Source organism: Desulfosporosinus orientis DSM 765 (assembly GCF_000235605.1).
Classification (GTDB): domain Bacteria; phylum Bacillota; class Desulfitobacteriia; order Desulfitobacteriales; family Desulfitobacteriaceae; genus Desulfosporosinus; species Desulfosporosinus orientis.
On record NC_016584.1, the window covers coordinates 3,359,729 to 3,375,833 of the forward strand.

At 41.7% G+C, this 16,105-nt stretch carries 16 protein-coding genes; 1 reads left to right on the top strand and 15 read right to left on the bottom strand.

Translation table 11 applies throughout. From position 1 onward, the window contains the following. Positions 1 to 12: 12 nt before the first annotated feature. The 8 genes from larC to trxB all read right to left on the bottom strand — a co-directional run bounded on the left by larC (position 13) and on the right by trxB (position 7,293). Positions 13 to 780: a nickel pincer cofactor biosynthesis protein LarC gene (larC, locus tag DESOR_RS15675; RefSeq protein ID WP_014185556.1), complete on the bottom strand. Its 768-nt coding sequence runs from the start codon at positions 778 to 780 to the stop codon at positions 13 to 15. A 15-nt stretch (positions 781 to 795) separates the two neighbouring features. Next, positions 796 to 1,557 (bottom strand): nickel pincer cofactor biosynthesis protein LarB, encoded by a 762-nt coding sequence (gene larB, locus DESOR_RS15680; protein WP_014185557.1) that lies wholly within the window; start codon positions 1,555 to 1,557, stop codon positions 796 to 798. A 14-nt stretch (positions 1,558 to 1,571) separates the two neighbouring features. Continuing rightward, positions 1,572 to 2,384 carry an ATP-dependent sacrificial sulfur transferase LarE gene (larE, locus tag DESOR_RS15685; protein WP_014185558.1) on the bottom strand — a complete coding sequence of 271 codons (813 nt, stop codon included), beginning with the start codon at positions 2,382 to 2,384 and terminating at the stop codon, positions 1,572 to 1,574. Positions 2,385 to 2,490: 106 nt separating this feature from the next. Continuing rightward, complete coding sequence (locus DESOR_RS15690; protein ID WP_014185559.1) at positions 2,491 to 2,772, bottom strand: ferredoxin family protein; 282 nt, start codon at positions 2,770 to 2,772, stop codon at positions 2,491 to 2,493. Beyond that, the gene (locus tag DESOR_RS15695) at positions 2,769 to 4,061 is read right to left on the bottom strand and encodes an FAD-dependent oxidoreductase (RefSeq protein WP_014185560.1); all 1,293 of its coding nucleotides are present in this window, start codon (positions 4,059 to 4,061) and stop codon (positions 2,769 to 2,771) included. The genes DESOR_RS15690 and DESOR_RS15695 overlap by 4 nt, the downstream gene beginning before the upstream one ends. A 12-nt stretch (positions 4,062 to 4,073) precedes the next feature. Next, positions 4,074 to 5,390, bottom strand: coding sequence for an electron transfer flavoprotein subunit alpha (locus tag DESOR_RS15700; RefSeq protein WP_014185561.1), 1,317 nt, complete (start codon positions 5,388 to 5,390; stop codon positions 4,074 to 4,076). After that, entirely contained in the window at positions 5,390 to 6,223 is an 834-nt protein-coding gene (locus DESOR_RS15705) for an electron transfer flavoprotein subunit beta/FixA family protein (protein ID WP_014185562.1), read from the bottom strand. Before DESOR_RS15705 ends, DESOR_RS15700 begins: the two co-directional genes overlap by 1 nt. Positions 6,224 to 6,381: 158 nt before the next feature. After that, a complete protein-coding gene (trxB, locus tag DESOR_RS15710; RefSeq protein WP_014185563.1) occupies positions 6,382 to 7,293 on the bottom strand; it encodes a thioredoxin-disulfide reductase in 912 nt (303 codons plus the stop codon). 223 nt (positions 7,294 to 7,516) lie between these two features. On the opposite strand from trxB, the gene DESOR_RS15715 reads away from it, so the two are divergent. Then, on the top strand, positions 7,517 to 10,303 hold the full coding sequence (locus DESOR_RS15715) for a UPF0182 family membrane protein (RefSeq protein WP_014185564.1): 2,787 nt from the start codon (positions 7,517 to 7,519) through the stop codon (positions 10,301 to 10,303). Between the two features lie 177 nt (positions 10,304 to 10,480). Here DESOR_RS15715 and DESOR_RS15720 read toward each other — a convergent pair whose 3' ends face one another. The 7 genes from DESOR_RS15720 to DESOR_RS15750 form a co-directional block, all read right to left on the bottom strand. Further along, on the bottom strand, positions 10,481 to 11,740 hold the full coding sequence (locus tag DESOR_RS15720; protein WP_014185565.1) for a hypothetical protein: 1,260 nt from the start codon (positions 11,738 to 11,740) through the stop codon (positions 10,481 to 10,483). Positions 11,741 to 11,770: 30 nt separating this feature from the next. Next, a complete protein-coding gene (locus DESOR_RS15725; RefSeq protein WP_014185566.1) occupies positions 11,771 to 12,736 on the bottom strand; it encodes a phosphodiester glycosidase family protein in 966 nt (321 codons plus the stop codon). Between the two features lie 81 nt (positions 12,737 to 12,817). After that, positions 12,818 to 12,994, bottom strand: a complete 177-nt coding sequence (locus tag DESOR_RS30355) for a hypothetical protein (RefSeq protein WP_242832333.1) — start codon at positions 12,992 to 12,994, stop codon at positions 12,818 to 12,820. A gap of 253 nt (positions 12,995 to 13,247) precedes the next feature. Then, positions 13,248 to 13,661 carry an OsmC family protein gene (locus tag DESOR_RS15735; protein WP_014185568.1) on the bottom strand — a complete coding sequence of 138 codons (414 nt, stop codon included), beginning with the start codon at positions 13,659 to 13,661 and terminating at the stop codon, positions 13,248 to 13,250. Between the two features lie 21 nt (positions 13,662 to 13,682). Continuing rightward, positions 13,683 to 14,336, bottom strand: a complete 654-nt coding sequence (locus tag DESOR_RS15740) for a hypothetical protein (protein ID WP_014185569.1) — start codon at positions 14,334 to 14,336, stop codon at positions 13,683 to 13,685. A gap of 320 nt (positions 14,337 to 14,656) precedes the next feature. After that, a complete protein-coding gene (locus DESOR_RS15745; protein WP_014185570.1) occupies positions 14,657 to 15,394 on the bottom strand; it encodes a phosphatase in 738 nt (245 codons plus the stop codon). 80 nt (positions 15,395 to 15,474) lie between these two features. Then, the gene (locus tag DESOR_RS15750; protein WP_014185571.1) at positions 15,475 to 16,053 is read right to left on the bottom strand and encodes a hypothetical protein; all 579 of its coding nucleotides are present in this window, start codon (positions 16,051 to 16,053) and stop codon (positions 15,475 to 15,477) included. Positions 16,054 to 16,105 lie beyond the last annotated feature (52 nt).

The following is a 16,105-nucleotide window of genomic DNA, read 5'->3' on the forward strand; positions in this document are numbered from 1 at the left end:
TCACCTCTGTTTTTAATTCTCTCCTAATACTGCTCGCAGCAAACTTGGAATGCCATAATCATTTTTTCCGGATCCGTAACCCACATTCAGCAGAGACATCTCCGGAAAACTTGATTGTTCTGCCAAAGCACTAATGAGAGCAGCACCCGTTGGGGTAATGAGTTCCCCTTTAATTCCGGATTCGCGAAACTTAAAACCTTTTAAAAGCATTAAGGTTGCAGGTGCCGGCAACGGCAATGTACCATGAGCACATTTTACAAATCCGTGGGACCAGGGAAGGATAGAAACCTTAAGAGAGTCGATATCCAGCTGATCTAAAGCAATACAAGTTCCTACAATGTCGACAAGAGAATCAACAGCCCCTACTTCGTGAAAATGGACCTGATCAATGGTCGTACCGTGAACATGAGCTTCTGCTTCAGCCAAGGCATTAAATACCAAAAGAGCATTGTTTTTAGCCCGCAGTGACAAGTCTCCGCTTTGGATCATTTTTTGAATATCCGGGAGACGGCGACTGTGTTTATGAGCATGTTTCTCTGAATGAGAGTGAGAATGATCATGCTCTTCGTCTGAATCCTTGGTAGGAATCTCGATAACATTGATATCCGTAGCTTGAATACCGGAAACTTGCCGTTGTTTATTTTCAAGGACGAATTCTGTTAAACCGATGGAATGAAGCTGATGAACAATATTATCCGGATCAGCTCCTAAAGCAATTAACGACCCCAAAGCCATATCTCCGCTAATTCCGGCAAAAGTATCCCAATATAATACTTTCAAATATATTCTCTCCTTCTAGTTCTCTCTGTGAATTCGCCGTACGATGGCTGAAGCTAAAGAAGCCGCCCCAAAACCGTTATCAATGTTCACGACCCCAACTCCTGATGCACAACTGTTCAACATACTTAGCAAGGCGGCTAAACCTTGAAAATGAGCTCCATAACCCACACTCGTCGGAACAGCAATCACCGGCTGTTCCACCAGACCTCCGACCACACTTGCTAAAGCGCCTTCCATACCTGCGACAACAATGATTACCTCAGCTTGATCCATAAGTTCCCGCTGTTCAAGGAGTCGATGAATACCGGCAACTCCCACATCAAAGAGTGTATCCACATCATGCCCCATATACCTGGCTGTCAGCCAAGCTTCCTGAGCCACAGGCAAATCGGCGGTACCGGCTGTCATAACCAGGATTTTACCTGGAATAGTAGGTTCGTCCAAGGGGTGAAGCAGCAAGCAGCGTGCTGGCTGATCATAATGTGCCTTGGGAAAATGATCTAAAATGATGGCTGCAGCTTGAGGTTCAAGTCGGGTCGCCAAAACATTATTCTCCTTAGAACCTAAGTGCTTTAAAATCTTGATAATATGCTCCGGTTGTTTGCCTTGACAAAAAATAACTTCCCCTTGTCCGGTTCTTAAGGCTCGATGATGATCTAAGCGGGCAAACTCTAAGTTTTCATAGGGAAGATCTTTCAATTGGCGCAAAGCTTTTTCGGGAGTACATGATCCCTGCTGAACCGATTGAAGTAATGCTTTTAAACTCTCTTCATTCATAGATAAACCTCCTGTTAACTGGGATTAAGACTTCCCGAACGCAGTCCCATTAAGTCTAGGGTCACATATTGAAAATCCAAATCTAACAAGAGGGCCGTAATTTCAGCGCGTTCCTGGATACATTTGGCAAGGTCCTTAACAGGCACCTCAAGACGGGCAATCTTGCCATGTACTCTGACCCGGCATTCTGGAAAACCATGTTCATGAAGAAATTCTTCAGCTTGGGCAATACGCTGAAGCAGCTTGGAATCGATGGGATCTCCATAGGGAATTCTAGATGCCAAGCAGGCCATGGATGGTTTATCCCAAGTTGATAAATTTCGGAGTTTGGACAGCAGGCGAATTTCCTCTTTGCTAAGACCAGCTTCCAGCAAGGGACTGATAATTCCTAATTCCTGCAAGGCTAGCCGCCCTGGGCGGTAGTCTTTTGCATCAGAAACATTAGTTCCTTCAATAATGACAGCTTGATCCAGACTATTATTGTATTCCATAAAAGTTTCAAAGAGATTCTTCTTACAATAATAGCAGCGGTCCGGTGGATTTTCCCGAAACTCTTTTAAATTCAAGACATTGATATCAATGATGTGGACAGGTAGATTATAACGCTGCACTAAAGCCAGAGCTTCCTGTTCTTCGCGAGGAGAAACCATAGGTCCCCGGGCAAAAACAGCTTTACAGTTTGGACCTAAGGCTTCTTTGGCAATAGTTAGCAAATAGGTGGAATCTACTCCCCCAGAAAAAGCGACTAGAACTTTATTTAAAGATTGTAACCGCTTAATCAGTAATTTTTCTTTTTGTAGGGCCTCATCTTGTTGAACGGTCTCCATTCTAAAGTATCCCTTCCTTCGTCTTTATTCTACCTATTGGAGAAATTGCTGTCAAAAAAAACGTAAAGGAAGCCTGAGCGGCTTCCCTTGCGTTATTTTATTCCTCTTAACCATTTTTCCAGGAAACACCAAATCCGCCTCTGGGATACTTCCAATTAATATTGCCAAAAGGACAACCTATTAGACAAGTCCCACATTCCAGGCAGCCTTCATAACCTACGGCAATCCGTTTTTCTTCCTCATCCCAATCATATACATGTGCAGGACAAAAACGTGTACAAGGCTTATCTTGGCACTGTTGCAAACAAACATTGGGATCAGAAATCTTTATGTGGTTCAATTTATCTGTATTAAACCGCACCAAATAGAGTTTATCATCTAATTTCATAAGAGTGCCCTCCATGCTCCATAAATATCTTTAATCAAACCGCCTTTAGAACGGTTTTCGAAGGCCATCTTGATAATTTCCTTTTGACGCTGTTTTTTGGGTGTTCCATCAGCAGTAAGATACATTTTAGCTGCTTGCGAGAATAACTTGGGATAGATCTTGAGAAGATGAGTGTTTTCTTCAAAGAATTTACCCATATGTCGATAATGGTAGAGGTCTTTCAATACGAAGGAATCACGCAAACGTGCTTCATATACAGACATGCCATGATCGCTGATATCACCAGAATTGATAGCCTGGGCCGCGACTTCTCCTGCAATTTTTCCGGAAATCATAGCTAGGTTAGAGCCTTCACGATTCAAGGAATTCATGAGCATCGCCGTATCTCCAACCACCATAACTCCCTGGCGATGAAGTTTGGGAACTTGAGTATACCCGCCTTCCGGTATCAAGTGGGATAAATACTCCTTGGTTTCACCGCCCTGCAGAAGCCGTTTGACATAGGGTTTCGATTTCATATTTTCCAGGAGATCGTTAGGAGTCCAGTTATTGCGGATTAACTGTTGAAGAATCGTGCCTACCCCAATGGAAATCGACTCTTTATTAGTATAGATAAAACCGACTCCCATCATACCAGCCGTTGAATCCCCATAGAGTTCAATGGTAGCACCCTGGCCTTCTTCAAGACAGAAGCGATCCTCAATTTTTTCTTTTGGCAGTGAAATAACTTCTTTTACAGTAACTGCAACGTGTTCTGGTCGTAAAGGTTTGGCCAGACCAGCCTTTACAGCAATAAAGTTATTGACCCCTTCTGCAAGAATAACCACTTTGGCACCGAGGTCCCCTTCTGCCCGGCCTGTTCGAACCCCTACGACATTATCACCTTTGTAAAGGAGATCTTCGACGATGGTTTCGGTAATAATCATTGCGCCAGCTTTTTCAGCCTGTTGGGCAAGCCAACGATCGAATTTAACTCTAAACACTGAGTGAGCATTGTAAGGCTCTGAACCCCAAGCCGGATCACGGTATCCGGCTAAGATTGATTCATCACCGCTTAACATGGCTATACGTTGTTCAATAATTGGTCGTTCTAAAGGAGCTTCTTTCCAAAACTCCGGTACAACCATTTCAGTAGCTTTTGTGTAAAGGATACCGCCCATAACATTCTTGGTTCCCGGATAGTCACCACGCTCGATAACGACTGTTTTCATACCTGCCTTCGCAGCACTGATCGCGGCAGACAGGCCGGCAGGACCACCGCCGATGATTATTACATCAAAGTTTTCCATGTTTGCCCCTCCTTAATTTGCCACGCCATGCTGTAGACGTTTCTTAAACTCTGCAGTCATTGCAGGAACTACTTGAAAAAGGTCTCCGACGATACCATAGTTTGCTACCTTTAAAATGGCAGCCTCAGGGTCATTGTTAATGGCGATAATAAAGTCAGATGTCTCCATGCCAACTAAATGTTGGATAGCCCCGGAAATACCAATGGCAATATAGACTTTGGGCCGCACGGTTACACCGGACTGTCCGACTTGCTGATCATGGTTCAGCCAGCCTGCTTCCACTGCTCCGCGAGTTCCCGCTATGGTAGCTCCTAAAACCTCCGCCAGCTCTTCAGCTATGACTAAGTTTCTTTTAGCCGCCAGACCTAAACCAACGGCCACAATGATTTCAGCTTTATCCAAGAAAGCACTTTTAGCATCCATATTGATGAACTCAAGAACTTTTGTATGGAAATCACTTTCCTCAAAAGCGATTTCCTCACGAATGATTTCTCCGACCCGGCCTTCAACTCGTTCAGGCATAGCCATAACTCTCGGCCGAACCGTTGCCATTTGCGGGCGACTTGTACGGCAAAGGATTGTAGCCATAATATTTCCGCCAAAGGCCGGACGAGTTTGCTGCAGTAGTTTCGTTTCAGGATCAATGCCGAGTACTGTACAATCTGCGGTTAATCCCGTTTGCAGCCTGGTGGCAATGGCTGGAAAGACATCTCGACCCATAGACGTCGCACCCATGAGTATAATCTCAGGTTGGTATTTTTTCACGACATTTGTAATTGCCTCAGCATAGGGTTCTGTCCGATAATCTTGAAGAATAGGATCATCGATGACGTAGACCTTCTCTGCCCCATGAGCAAAGGCTTCTGGTATAACACTGTCCACTTGATTACCGGCGATGACTCCGCAGAGACCACAGCCTATGGCATCTGCTAATTTTCGGCCTTCTCCAAGCAATTCCCAGGATACAGGAGCAATTTTGCCGTTGCTGTACTCGATAATTACCCAAACACCACTCCAGACATCTCCGCCGGCAATAGGTGCAGCTTGAGCTCGAATGGTCTTTTTGTCATTGCCTTGGGCATAATCTTTAACTGAATCAGGCTGATCTTTGATCTCAAATTTAGAGCCTGCTTCGGGATCCAGATTTTCATTAGCTTTGGCAGGGGTTATTGCATTTGTTGGGCAAACAAGAGCACATTTGCCGTTGTCATTACATTTTTTAGGATCAACCACGGCAACTCCATCAACAAGGTCAAGAGCTTCAACAGGGCATTCCATGACACAAGCTCCGCAGCCGATACATTTTGTCTTATCAATTGCAACGGTCATTAGCTCCTCCCTCCCTTCACATGAGGATTAACCATGATAATATTCTGTTGAAACATCTTTTGTACTACAGAGGCAGCTATTGCCTTAGGATCTTGCATAGCATCAAATAGTTCTCCGCCGCTGCGTCCGGGGGGAGCAAAAATTCTTGAAACACTTGTGGGAGAACCTTTTAGACCCATTTGCTTGAGATCGAAAGGAAGAGACTTCACATCCCATACTTCCGGTTCATAAGCAGCAGCTTTCATCATATTCGGGAGAGATGCGTAGCGCAAATCATTGAGCTCTTTCTCTACGGTAAGTAAGGCTGGTAATTGAGCTTGCACAATTTGACGACCGCTCTCTGTCTTACGTTCAACGGTTACAGAGGTTTCCGTAAATTCTCTTATTTTAATAACATAAGTCAATTGAGGGAATCCCAGGCGTTGAGCGATACCAGGTCCCGTTTGGGCGGTATCTCCATCAATCGCTTCTTTGCCGGCAAAAACTAAATCGATGGGTTCCGTTTCATGGATTTTTTGCAAAGCCATAGAAAGGATATAGGCTGTGGCTAAGGAATCTGAACCTCCGAATGCCCTGTCACTCAGCAGAATTGCCCGGTCAGCACCATAGGTCATGGCTTTCTTCAGGGCTTCTTTGGCCTGGGGAGGTCCCATGCAGACAATGGTCACCTTTCCACCTACTTTTTCTTTAAGGCGAATTGCTTCTTCAAGACCATGTGCATCATAGGGGTTGATGATTGATGGGACTCCCTCTCGCATAAGTGTATTAGTAGCCGGATCGATTCGAACTTCAGAAGAATCTGGGACTTGTTTTAAGCAGACCACGAAGTTCACGAAAATTCCCTCCTTTATCTGTAATCTTTAGACAATTTACAATAAAAAATCTCTTAAAAAGAGTAATTGTTATTCATTTTAGTATAATCATCTGAATTTTTCAAGACGAACCAAATTTAGTCTATGCAGTTGCAATCCTGTTTTATTATTAATAGAAATTATTTCTCTGCTAAATACTTTACAATCTCAACGGCAGCTAGAGCTCCATCTCCCACTGCAGTGGCAACTTGACGCAGAGGCGTATTGCGAATATCCCCGGCAGCATATACTCCCTCGATATTCGTCTGTAATAAAGCGTTCGTCAGTATATACCCGCGCTCATCTGTTTCAAGCTCACCATGAAGAAATTGTGCATTAGGATCTGTGCCTACATAAATAAAGACCCCATCAGCTGGAATTTCCCGTGTCATTCCCGTGAGTACATCCTTTATGCGAACTCCTTCAACTTGAGCGGAACCAAGAATCTCTTCTACGACAGCGTTTAATTCAAATTTGATTTTTGGATTTTCTTTGGCTCGATTCAAGGCAATTTGCGAAGCTCGAAACCCAGTTCTGCGATGAACCAGAGTTACTTCATCCGCAAATCTTGTCAAATAGCTTCCTTCTTCGATAGCTGCGTCTCCCCCGCCGACAACAACAACCTTTTTTCCTCTGAAAAAAGCTCCGTCACAGGTTGCACAATAGGATACGCCGCTGCCGTGAAATTTATTCTCACCGGGAACTCCCAACGGCCTCGGCTTTGAACCTGCAGCAATAATGATCGAACGAGCCTCAAGAACTTGGCCTGTGGTATGAACTCTCTTAACATCCTCTTTAAGATCAAATTTAGTAACTTCCTCAAAAATAAACTCAACACCGAAACTCAAGGCTTGTTGATGAAATGAATTCATAAGTTCGTATCCATTGACCCCGTTAGGAAAACCAGGATAGTTCTCAATGTTTTCAGTCGATGCTGCCTGCCCTCCCGGCATTGCTAACTCTACGATTGCTGTCTTTAGCCCTCCTCGAGCAGTATAAATTCCCGAAGTAAGACCCGCTGGCCCTGCACCTACAATAATAACGTCATACATGACTTTCATCACCTCATATATATTTACTCATACCCCTTAAGGGTATTAACTCGATAATTAGTATAACATAGTTTAACCATAAATTAAAAGAAATTAAGATAAAACCGGGAATTTTAATGAAGGGATTTTAAATTGTTGGGAAGAATATACTATTGCAGTAATGTTATACATACTTATGTGCTATTTCTAAAGAAGTTTTATGTTCTAAAAAGGGGGAATACTCTTGTACCGTATTTACAAAATTCTCATTGCCATAATTATAGTTGTTGCCTTACTCACAGCAACCAGCGGAATGTTCGAAGACTGGCTTTGGTTTAGTGATCTTGGCTATTCTCAACTATTCTGGACACCGTTTTTAAGCAAGCTGCTTTTCCAAGCTGTCAATGGCACGATTTTATTTCTTTTTATTGCCGGAACTTTACTATCCGTCCGCCACGCCATTATAACCTTCGTTAATCAACGCATGCGGCTCCGCTTACATTTAGTTCAGGATATGAACCGCCCTGCCTTAAACCTTAGCAACCGTAAAGCAACCATTTGGTTATTAATCATCTCGGCAATGGTTAGTATCGGCATTAGTTTTGTCGCAGGCTTTAAAGGGTGGTTAGATATTCTATCCTTTACCCATGCTTCGGACTTTGGCCAAATCGATCCGATTTTCGGCAAGGACTTGTCCTTTTATTTCTTTAAGCTTCCCTTCTTGAATACCATTTTCAATGCCTTTTTTGGTCCACTGTTTTTACTCACCTTATTCACCGTAATTTTTTATGTGGTAACCGGTGTCATTCGCTTTAACTCCAAAAAACTTTGGCAAAATGGAGCTATCACCATGGGATCAGACTGCCGAAGACATATTGCCTTTTTAATTTGTATTCTTTTTGCTTTAAAAGCTTTTGGTTACTACTTGGACATCTATAAATTGGTATATTCAACCCATGGCCATGTCGTCGGAGCAGGGTTTACAGACTTAAATGCTACGCTCCCAGCTCTTAAAGTTTTGATTGTCCTGTGTGTAATTGGTTTTATCCTGGCTCTAATTTCATTCCCTTTCCAAGATTCACGCTTATTAACTGTACCTATTGCCCTCAACTTTATTGTAGGAATCTTAATTTATAGCATTTTCCCAACACTCATTCAATCTTTTATAGTCCTTCCAAACGAATTAAATAAAGAAAAGCCTTATATAAGCAACGAGATTCAACTTACCCGCTTTGGATATGGTTTAGATGCTATTAAGGAAGTAGAATACCCAGGTAATACGCCTATTACCATAGATGCTCTAAACCAAGATCTCGGAACCATTAATAATATACGCCTTAATGATGCCCGTCCTTTGCTGCAAACCTATAATCAAAAACAAGGCATTCGGCTCTATTATAAATTTAACGATATTGACATCGACCGCTATACCATTAATGGCGAATCTCGTCAAGTCATGATTGGTCCCCGGGAAATCTCGACACCTGATTTAGACCCTAAAGCAATGACCTTTGTCAATATGCGCTTTAAATATACCCACGGTTTTGGTGCGTCTGCTTCCTTTGCCAACGCAGTAACTGCAGAAGGGCTCCCTTCCTTTGCCATCAAAGATGTCCCTCCCATTACTGATTTTCCGCAGTTTAAGATGACCGAGCCGAGAATTTATTACGGAGAACTTACGAATGACTGGGTGGTTGCCAACACAACTGCCAAGGAATTTGATTATCCTCAAGGAAATTCCAATGCAGAAAATTCATACAAGGGCAAAACAGGGATACCCTTCACTCCATTCAATAAATTGATGCTTTCCCTGCGCCACGCTACTCCGCGGTTTTATCTCTCCAGTGAAGTGACTCCTACAAGTAAAATGCTTATCTATCGCAACATCACCGAACGAGTTCAAAAACTCGCACCGTTTTTGACCTATGATACGGATCCCTACATGGTCATCGATTCTGGACGCATTAAGTGGATTATTGATGCATACACCACCTCTAATGCACTTCCTTATTCCCACGTCTATCCTGATCAAGATTTTAATTACATTCGGAATTCCGTCAAAGTTGTTATTGATGCTTATGATGGAACGGTGGATTTCTATGCCGTGGACCCTAATGATCCCATTTTAAAAACCTACATGAAAATATTTCCTGGAGTTTTCAAAGACCAGTCAGCCCTTCCGCCCAGCCTGGTAGCCCACCTGCGTTATCCCGAAACCCTTTTCAGCATTCAAAGCAACATGCTTGAAAACTTTCATATGACCAATGCCTCAGTATTTTACAATAAAGAAGATGCTTGGAATATTGCTCAAGAACTGTTTGACCAAGAACCCCAAAATGTTGCCCCTTATTACACCATTATGAAGATTCCCGGTGAAGATAAGCCTGAGTTTGTATTGATGCTTCCTTTTACGCCGGCCTCAAGTGCTACCAATACAAGAAATAATATGATTGCCTGGATGGCAGCACGAATGGACGGTGAACATTATGGTGAGCTGGTACTGTATAAGCTTCCCAAAAATTTTGAAATTGACGGCCCCTTACAGATTGAATCCAGGATCGATCAAGACCCAGGAATTTCTGAGCAGCTCTCCTTATGGGATCAAAAAGGCTCCCGAGTTATTCGAGGCAATCTCTTAGCCCTTCCCATCGGCGGAAACTTTCTTTATGTCGAACCTATTTATCTGCAATCAGATAAAGGCGGTAGTATTCCAGAAATGAAACGAGTGATTTTGGCATATCAAGATCGTTTAGTGATGACTGAAAATCTGGGAGCAGCTCTCACCCAGCTTTTCGGAGACGGTGCTCCTCAACCGACAACACCTGGACAAAGCACAACTTCGACGCCTCCTGTCACTCAGAATGAAACGCAAGTTAACCAAGGCACTATCAACATTACCTCCGTACTTGATCAAATGAATCAAATCCGTGAACTGCTGGACAACTTGGAAGCTCAGCTGAAAGGGTTACAGGTACAAGAGCAAACCTCTCCAGAAAACTCAGCAGAAAACTCCACTATAGCAAACCAATAAGTAAACTAAAGGCGGCTATCAACTGAGCTCCAAAGCTCAGTTGATAGCCGCCTTTCTGGCGTCTCAACCAAAATCGCTGAGTTTGAAAACGAGCGCCGTATTGTGTGCGCTCATTTTATTTTTCATAAAACAAATTTTGACAATGTGCTAATGCATAGAAGGAGACTGCTACTTGTCCTACTTAAGAGGTTTCAACTTAACAACCGTTGATGTCCCTGTTTGCTCTAGCTGTATCAGTTCTGCTCCATCATCAGAGATGTAATTCTCATCGCCTTCCAATGCAATCTCATCCATCTTTCCGGCAGCTATTACATAAGCTGTTTTTTGATTATTGATGACAACCTGGCCTTCAGAACCGATCAGTGTGGTCACGTTATCAAAAGGGATACTCCCTTCCCATTCTGTTTTAAAAGAAGGATTATCTTTTACTTCTGTGAGATCCTCAGTGGTTTTAATCTTAACAAGCTCATTGTCCTTCACTTCACCGACATAAATCTTTCCATCTCGAACTCCTAAGACTAGATCATTGGCACTCTTAGAAATGACGTGTCGATCTCCGACACCCAATGAGACAATTTGTTTCGTCCCCCCGATTTTGCTGTTGATAAATAGAGTTCCATTTCGATCAGAAGCAGCCATTCCATTAATGGTTTCACCACTACGATTCAATTTGCGAACGTTTTTCATGACATCAATTTCCATAAGTGTTTCATTAGATCCATTTTTAACCGTGAGATAGATCAGATTCGTTGAGGTTGAGAAAACTAATTCCTCTATTTTACCACTTGCTGGAAATTCATTAATTGTTTGGTTAAATCGATCATCAGGGGCAGTATCTTCATCGCTGTCTGGCAGTTCGAGGGTATATAGTTCGGTAATTTGGGGGTTATTATATCGAACTTCGGTCCGAGTTTGAATCGGAACATCCTTAGATTCAACTTTTTGAGGTGTTTTCGTTTTCTCATTAGGATCTTCAGATTTGGTGTCTGTTTTAGTATCTGTTTTGGTATCCGAACTATTCGTCTTTGAGGGGGTAATAGGAACTTGCACATAAGTTACAGGATTAGGATTCTTTTTGGCGTAAAAATAAAGCAAGGTATCCCGGTCAGGCAGCCATTGATAAGAGAGAACCCCCATAGAGTTATCACTGCTGGCAGGCAATTCTTTTTCGAATACGATTTTTTCTTTTTTTAGATTAAATACTTTAAGAGTATTATCTTCAATATAAGCCAAATAGTCTTTAGCGTATGATACTTGGATATTTTCAAAACCAGACCCCGGTACCGTTGCCTCTAGTTGCTTGGTAATAGGAGCATTGGCATCACTAATCGGCCCGATTACTTTAGCCAGTTGTTTATCTAAATAAGCGTATGCACCAAATTGAAGAAGGAGGGATACCAACATCCAAACTACTATCACACGCAGCTTCTTTTTCATGCGTCATTAATCTCCTTTATTAACCGTCATTTAAGGGGTAACTACAAAGGCTGTTGGAATATACCGTTCGCCAAAAATGTTCCAAAGTTTATTCATAACTTTCCCGTCATAGACGAGTTCAGAAGAGGATCCACCATCTAAATTAACTGCGTTAACAGCATCATAATCTTCAAAGACATTCATAAGGTCGCGTAATGTAGCTCCAATACTCCAAGTAGGCTGACGTCCATCAATAACGACAAAAATGACCGTCCCATCAGCTCTTTGACCTATACCTGTTCGGGGAGCAATCCCCCATCCTCCATCACCAACAACGGCCGGTTTGCCATCGACAATTAAATTAGGTTCAAAGGTAACAACTTCCTGCATATTTTTTTTGATAAGTTCATCCGCTGTCATTTTACCAAGGACCAATTTCCCTTCATCATCAAATCCCACAATGTTAACGGCCTTATTGCCAACATTATTATGAACTATTTTTCCATCATGCATTGTTATACCATCAGGAAATGCTCCATTGCCCTTCCCATTGGGATCATAAAATCCCCCTGCATTAATCCCGGCAATTGCACCCATATCTTTAACCAGGTCACTAACCCGTTCTCCGGTAACTCCAATCTCTTTGGTAACGGCTAATTTTACTCGTTTAGGATCTTTAATCAGCATGACTTTACCTTTAAAGCTCCGGCCTTGAATATCTTCAATGGTAATCCCCGCTGTCTTGTCAGTGACCACTTCAGTGCGGCCTAAAGCTTGTCCGCTGCCAAAACCTTGTGAATTATTGGAATTCATAATCCGGCTGATCTCTTCTTGGGAAAGGAATGCTTCTACTACCTGGGGATGTCTTGAAGTTGCAACTGCCCCAACGGCAACGATTTTTAGAGATTCAAAAGGTCCCCAAAATAAAACAAATGGAACCAGAATTGCTGCAAAAATTATATTAAAGAAAATAAACACAAATATCCTGCGCATTCGAATCTTACTTTTTCTTTTCATGCCTTTTCTCCTTTAGTAAAGGTATGCGTTAGCGTTATGATTGGATAAAAAACAGCCGCAGATTAAGTATTATGCGGCTAATTATTTTACTCGTCGTTTTTTTAGCTCCGTCATGGCTTTCCAGACCGAATAGATAAGAATACCTGTTAATAAAATAAAACTAATTTGTATTGAACTCCAACTTAGTTTGCCAATACTGACATTGACTAACTGGATTGCTAAGCTGGCAAACATTCCTACAATAATTGCAAACCACATTTGAATGACAACATCATGTTGTTTTCGCCGTGTAAAATAATAGATATATAAAGCAACAGCGAGAAAAAAAACACTTCTTAAAACACCTAAAACTATACTCATCTTATTCTTATGCCTTCCTCTAAATAATTTTAAATTATGACGTACATAGTATAACAAAACATGTATATTCTATCAAGGATTGTCTGCATATGTCAATCGGTGAAAAATGAGCTGCCTTGCAATGACAGCTCAATACTGGTCTAGTTATTCATTAGGAATTAATTTCAATTCGATAAGTCAGGTCGGCGGCTTTGTCAATCATATTCGCAACACTACAATATTTTTCGATGGAAAGCTGGACAGCACGTTCAATCTTTTCCTTAGTAAGACCTTCACCCCAAAATTTATATACAATTTCGATGTCCCTAAATACTCGAGGGTGATCACTGGCTCGTTCACCTTCTACTGTAGTTTCAAACCGTCGAAATTTTACATCCATTTTCTCAAGTATTGTAACAATATCCATTCCGCTGCATCCCGCAATAGACATTAGCAATAACTCCATTGGACTGACTCCATGCCCTGTTCCTCCGGCAGTAACACTAGCATCAATATTGATTAAAACTTTCGAACTACCTTCTCCTTGAAAATGCAAACCTTTAATATGGCGAACAGAGACTTTCATTAAACCAACTCCTTGCCTATATTATTTGGCCACTGCGTCAAATTGCTCATCATCAGAATAATATTCAGGTTCTGCCACCGGCATGGATCGATTATGAAAGGAGGTTTCTAATCTTAAAGGAAAGATTAGAACCATTAAAGCAAACCCGCCTAGGGCCAGCATAACGTATTGTATGGATAAAATCGAAGAGACAATTCCGGCCTCTTTAGCCGATAAACCAATTGCATATGAAAAGGGTTTTACCAACTTCAAACTGCCATTAACACTTTGATCAAATACTTCAAATCCCTTATTTTTATGATCTTGTTTACTATCAGTTTTATTCTCAAAATCAACTGAATTCATCAGCTGTTTGGCAATAGAATAATAAGGATCCGTAGATGAAATGTAGATAAACCCTTTAGTGGTATAAATCTTATCAAATTCCACTGGCGAACCAGTAAGCGCTGTTTTCGTGTAGGTTTTTTCGATTCTCATAATATCATCTTTGGCGATATTCACTGGCCCATTATCCGTGATGACTGAATATAAACCCCGATCAATTAATTCGATATTTGTAACCTTAACGTCAAATAATTTGATTCCTGCCATCGACAATAAGATGCTAAACAAACTAATAAATATGATGACACCTGAGATTAGTTCACGATCTATAGGACCTTTTTTCAAAAACAACTGTTACACGTCCTTTACTTTTACTATGCTTTTGGATTAATTCTTTGCGGATAGTTTACCCACAAATGTCATTGTACTATAAATAATTTGTTGAAACAAATGCATTCAGTATACATTGTATTGAAGTATCATCCTGCACAGACCCTACAGTCGCTGTCGCAGCACCATCTAAGAATGAAATATGGGAAAGGTTTGTGTCGGGCAGCTTTGGGGTCAATGGTCCTTTAGAATCCATGCCCTATGCTGCGCCAGCAGAAGAGAATAGGAAGGCAAAAAACCTTCCTAAATCGAAAACTTCATGAACTTTTTCCTGATGAGGATTAGGCTTCTAAAATACTCGGGCGATTTTTGCGGCGAGTGGCTAGGTAATCTAAAACACGCTCTGCAGAAGTATTGAGAATTTGATTTTCTTTAATTCCTACCTCATGCACTAAAGAAAGTGCATGGTCAAACCCTCCGACCAGATCTGAAAAATGAGCATCGCTTCCCAGTATAATCGGTCCCTGATATTGGAGCATATAACGGGCAAAACGACGACAGTTGCCCCACGCCCCCTTTTTCTCACTGGATAGGGAGCTATTGTTAATTTCTACTGGAATACTTAATTCAGCAGACGTATAGGCAATACGTTCAAGATCCAACTCAAACTGCGGTCGTCCCGGATGAACCATCATATCTGTAAAAGGATTTTTCATCGCATTAATATATGCTTGGGTATTTTCTTCTGTAGTACCTCCCGGGTAACAAATTTCATGCAGTCCTACCAATACAACTTTCATCCTCGCTAAATAGCGTATAGGGATATCCAATTCACCTTCATGACTGGTTATATTTGCTTCAACCCCCGGTAATATTGTCACGCCATGTAGCTCTTCCGGGAGGATTTCTAAGTTGCCGAAATGATAGAGATGCGGTGCCCCAGGCATAGAGGGGCCATGATCAGTCATCCCCAGTAACTTAATTCCCCTGCGGGAAGCTGCAAGAGCGTTATCTGCCAAAGTGCTGTATGCATGTCCACTCGAAATCGTGTGTGTATGTAAATCAACTACTATTTCCATTGCTCATCCACCTCAGGTATATTATATCCCGAACGAGGCAAAAAAAAAATAAGTGCTCAATTTGGCACCTATTTAAATGATTATTGTTTATTGACCGTTGAAGGTACTTTTACTGTTGTATCTACATTAAAGCGAAAACTTGCTTCAGTTGCTTGTTCTACTCCTCCCTCAGGATTGGCTTTAATTCTTATGGTAATTAAATGCTGTCCGTCTGTAGCGCTTTTACCTAAGGCATCCCCTAATACTTTTATCTGACGAAAAGCAATACGAGCAGTTGCTCCTGGCTCCAATGATTGTAAACTTCCGGGTGATATGACTTTTTTTGTATCATCACCGATTAAATTCACTTGCAATTCCACAGGAATATTGGTCATTTTCTTTGCTGTCATGTTTTGAACTGTAACAATAAGATCAAAGGTCTTTGTGGTGATGACCTGAGCCCCTTTGAGGGTTACACTGCCATAGTTGAGATCTTTGACAACGGATGCCGGCTCCACTGTCACTCCTAGCATTTTAATTTCTGGTGTTCCCATTTCCTTGCTTACATTTTCATGACGATTCTCCCAAAAGGAAAACCCCGAAAACCCGATGAGACAAATTACTAAAACACTGACGACCATAGCAATGTATTTTCTCTCAATAGTAATGATTTTAGCCAACAGCTTAGCACCTCCCAATAATTTTGATTTACTCCTAAAAAAAACCTATGCA

Bases quoted from the DNA above. Each gene is read 5' to 3' on its own strand.
- larB (WP_014185557.1), bottom strand. From the start codon at position 1,557: ATGAATGAAGAGAGTTTAAAAGCATTACTTCAATCGGTTCAGCAGGGA.
- larE (WP_014185558.1), bottom strand. From the start codon at position 2,384: ATGGAGACCGTTCAACAAGATGAGGCCCTACAAAAAGAAAAATTACTG.
- DESOR_RS15690 (WP_014185559.1), bottom strand. From the start codon at position 2,772: ATGAAATTAGATGATAAACTCTATTTGGTGCGGTTTAATACAGATAAA.
- DESOR_RS15695 (WP_014185560.1), bottom strand. From the start codon at position 4,061: ATGGAAAACTTTGATGTAATAATCATCGGCGGTGGTCCTGCCGGCCTG.
- DESOR_RS15700 (WP_014185561.1), bottom strand. From the start codon at position 5,390: ATGACCGTTGCAATTGATAAGACAAAATGTATCGGCTGCGGAGCTTGT.
- trxB (WP_014185563.1), bottom strand. From the start codon at position 7,293: ATGTATGACGTTATTATTGTAGGTGCAGGGCCAGCGGGTCTTACTTCG.
- DESOR_RS15720 (WP_014185565.1), bottom strand. From the start codon at position 11,740: ATGAAAAAGAAGCTGCGTGTGATAGTAGTTTGGATGTTGGTATCCCTC.
- DESOR_RS15725 (WP_014185566.1), bottom strand. From the start codon at position 12,736: ATGAAAAGAAAAAGTAAGATTCGAATGCGCAGGATATTTGTGTTTATT.
- DESOR_RS30355 (WP_242832333.1), bottom strand. From the start codon at position 12,994: ATGTGGTTTGCAATTATTGTAGGAATGTTTGCCAGCTTAGCAATCCAG.
- DESOR_RS15735 (WP_014185568.1), bottom strand. From the start codon at position 13,661: ATGAAAGTCTCTGTTCGCCATATTAAAGGTTTGCATTTTCAAGGAGAA.
- DESOR_RS15745 (WP_014185570.1), bottom strand. From the start codon at position 15,394: ATGGAAATAGTAGTTGATTTACATACACACACGATTTCGAGTGGACAT.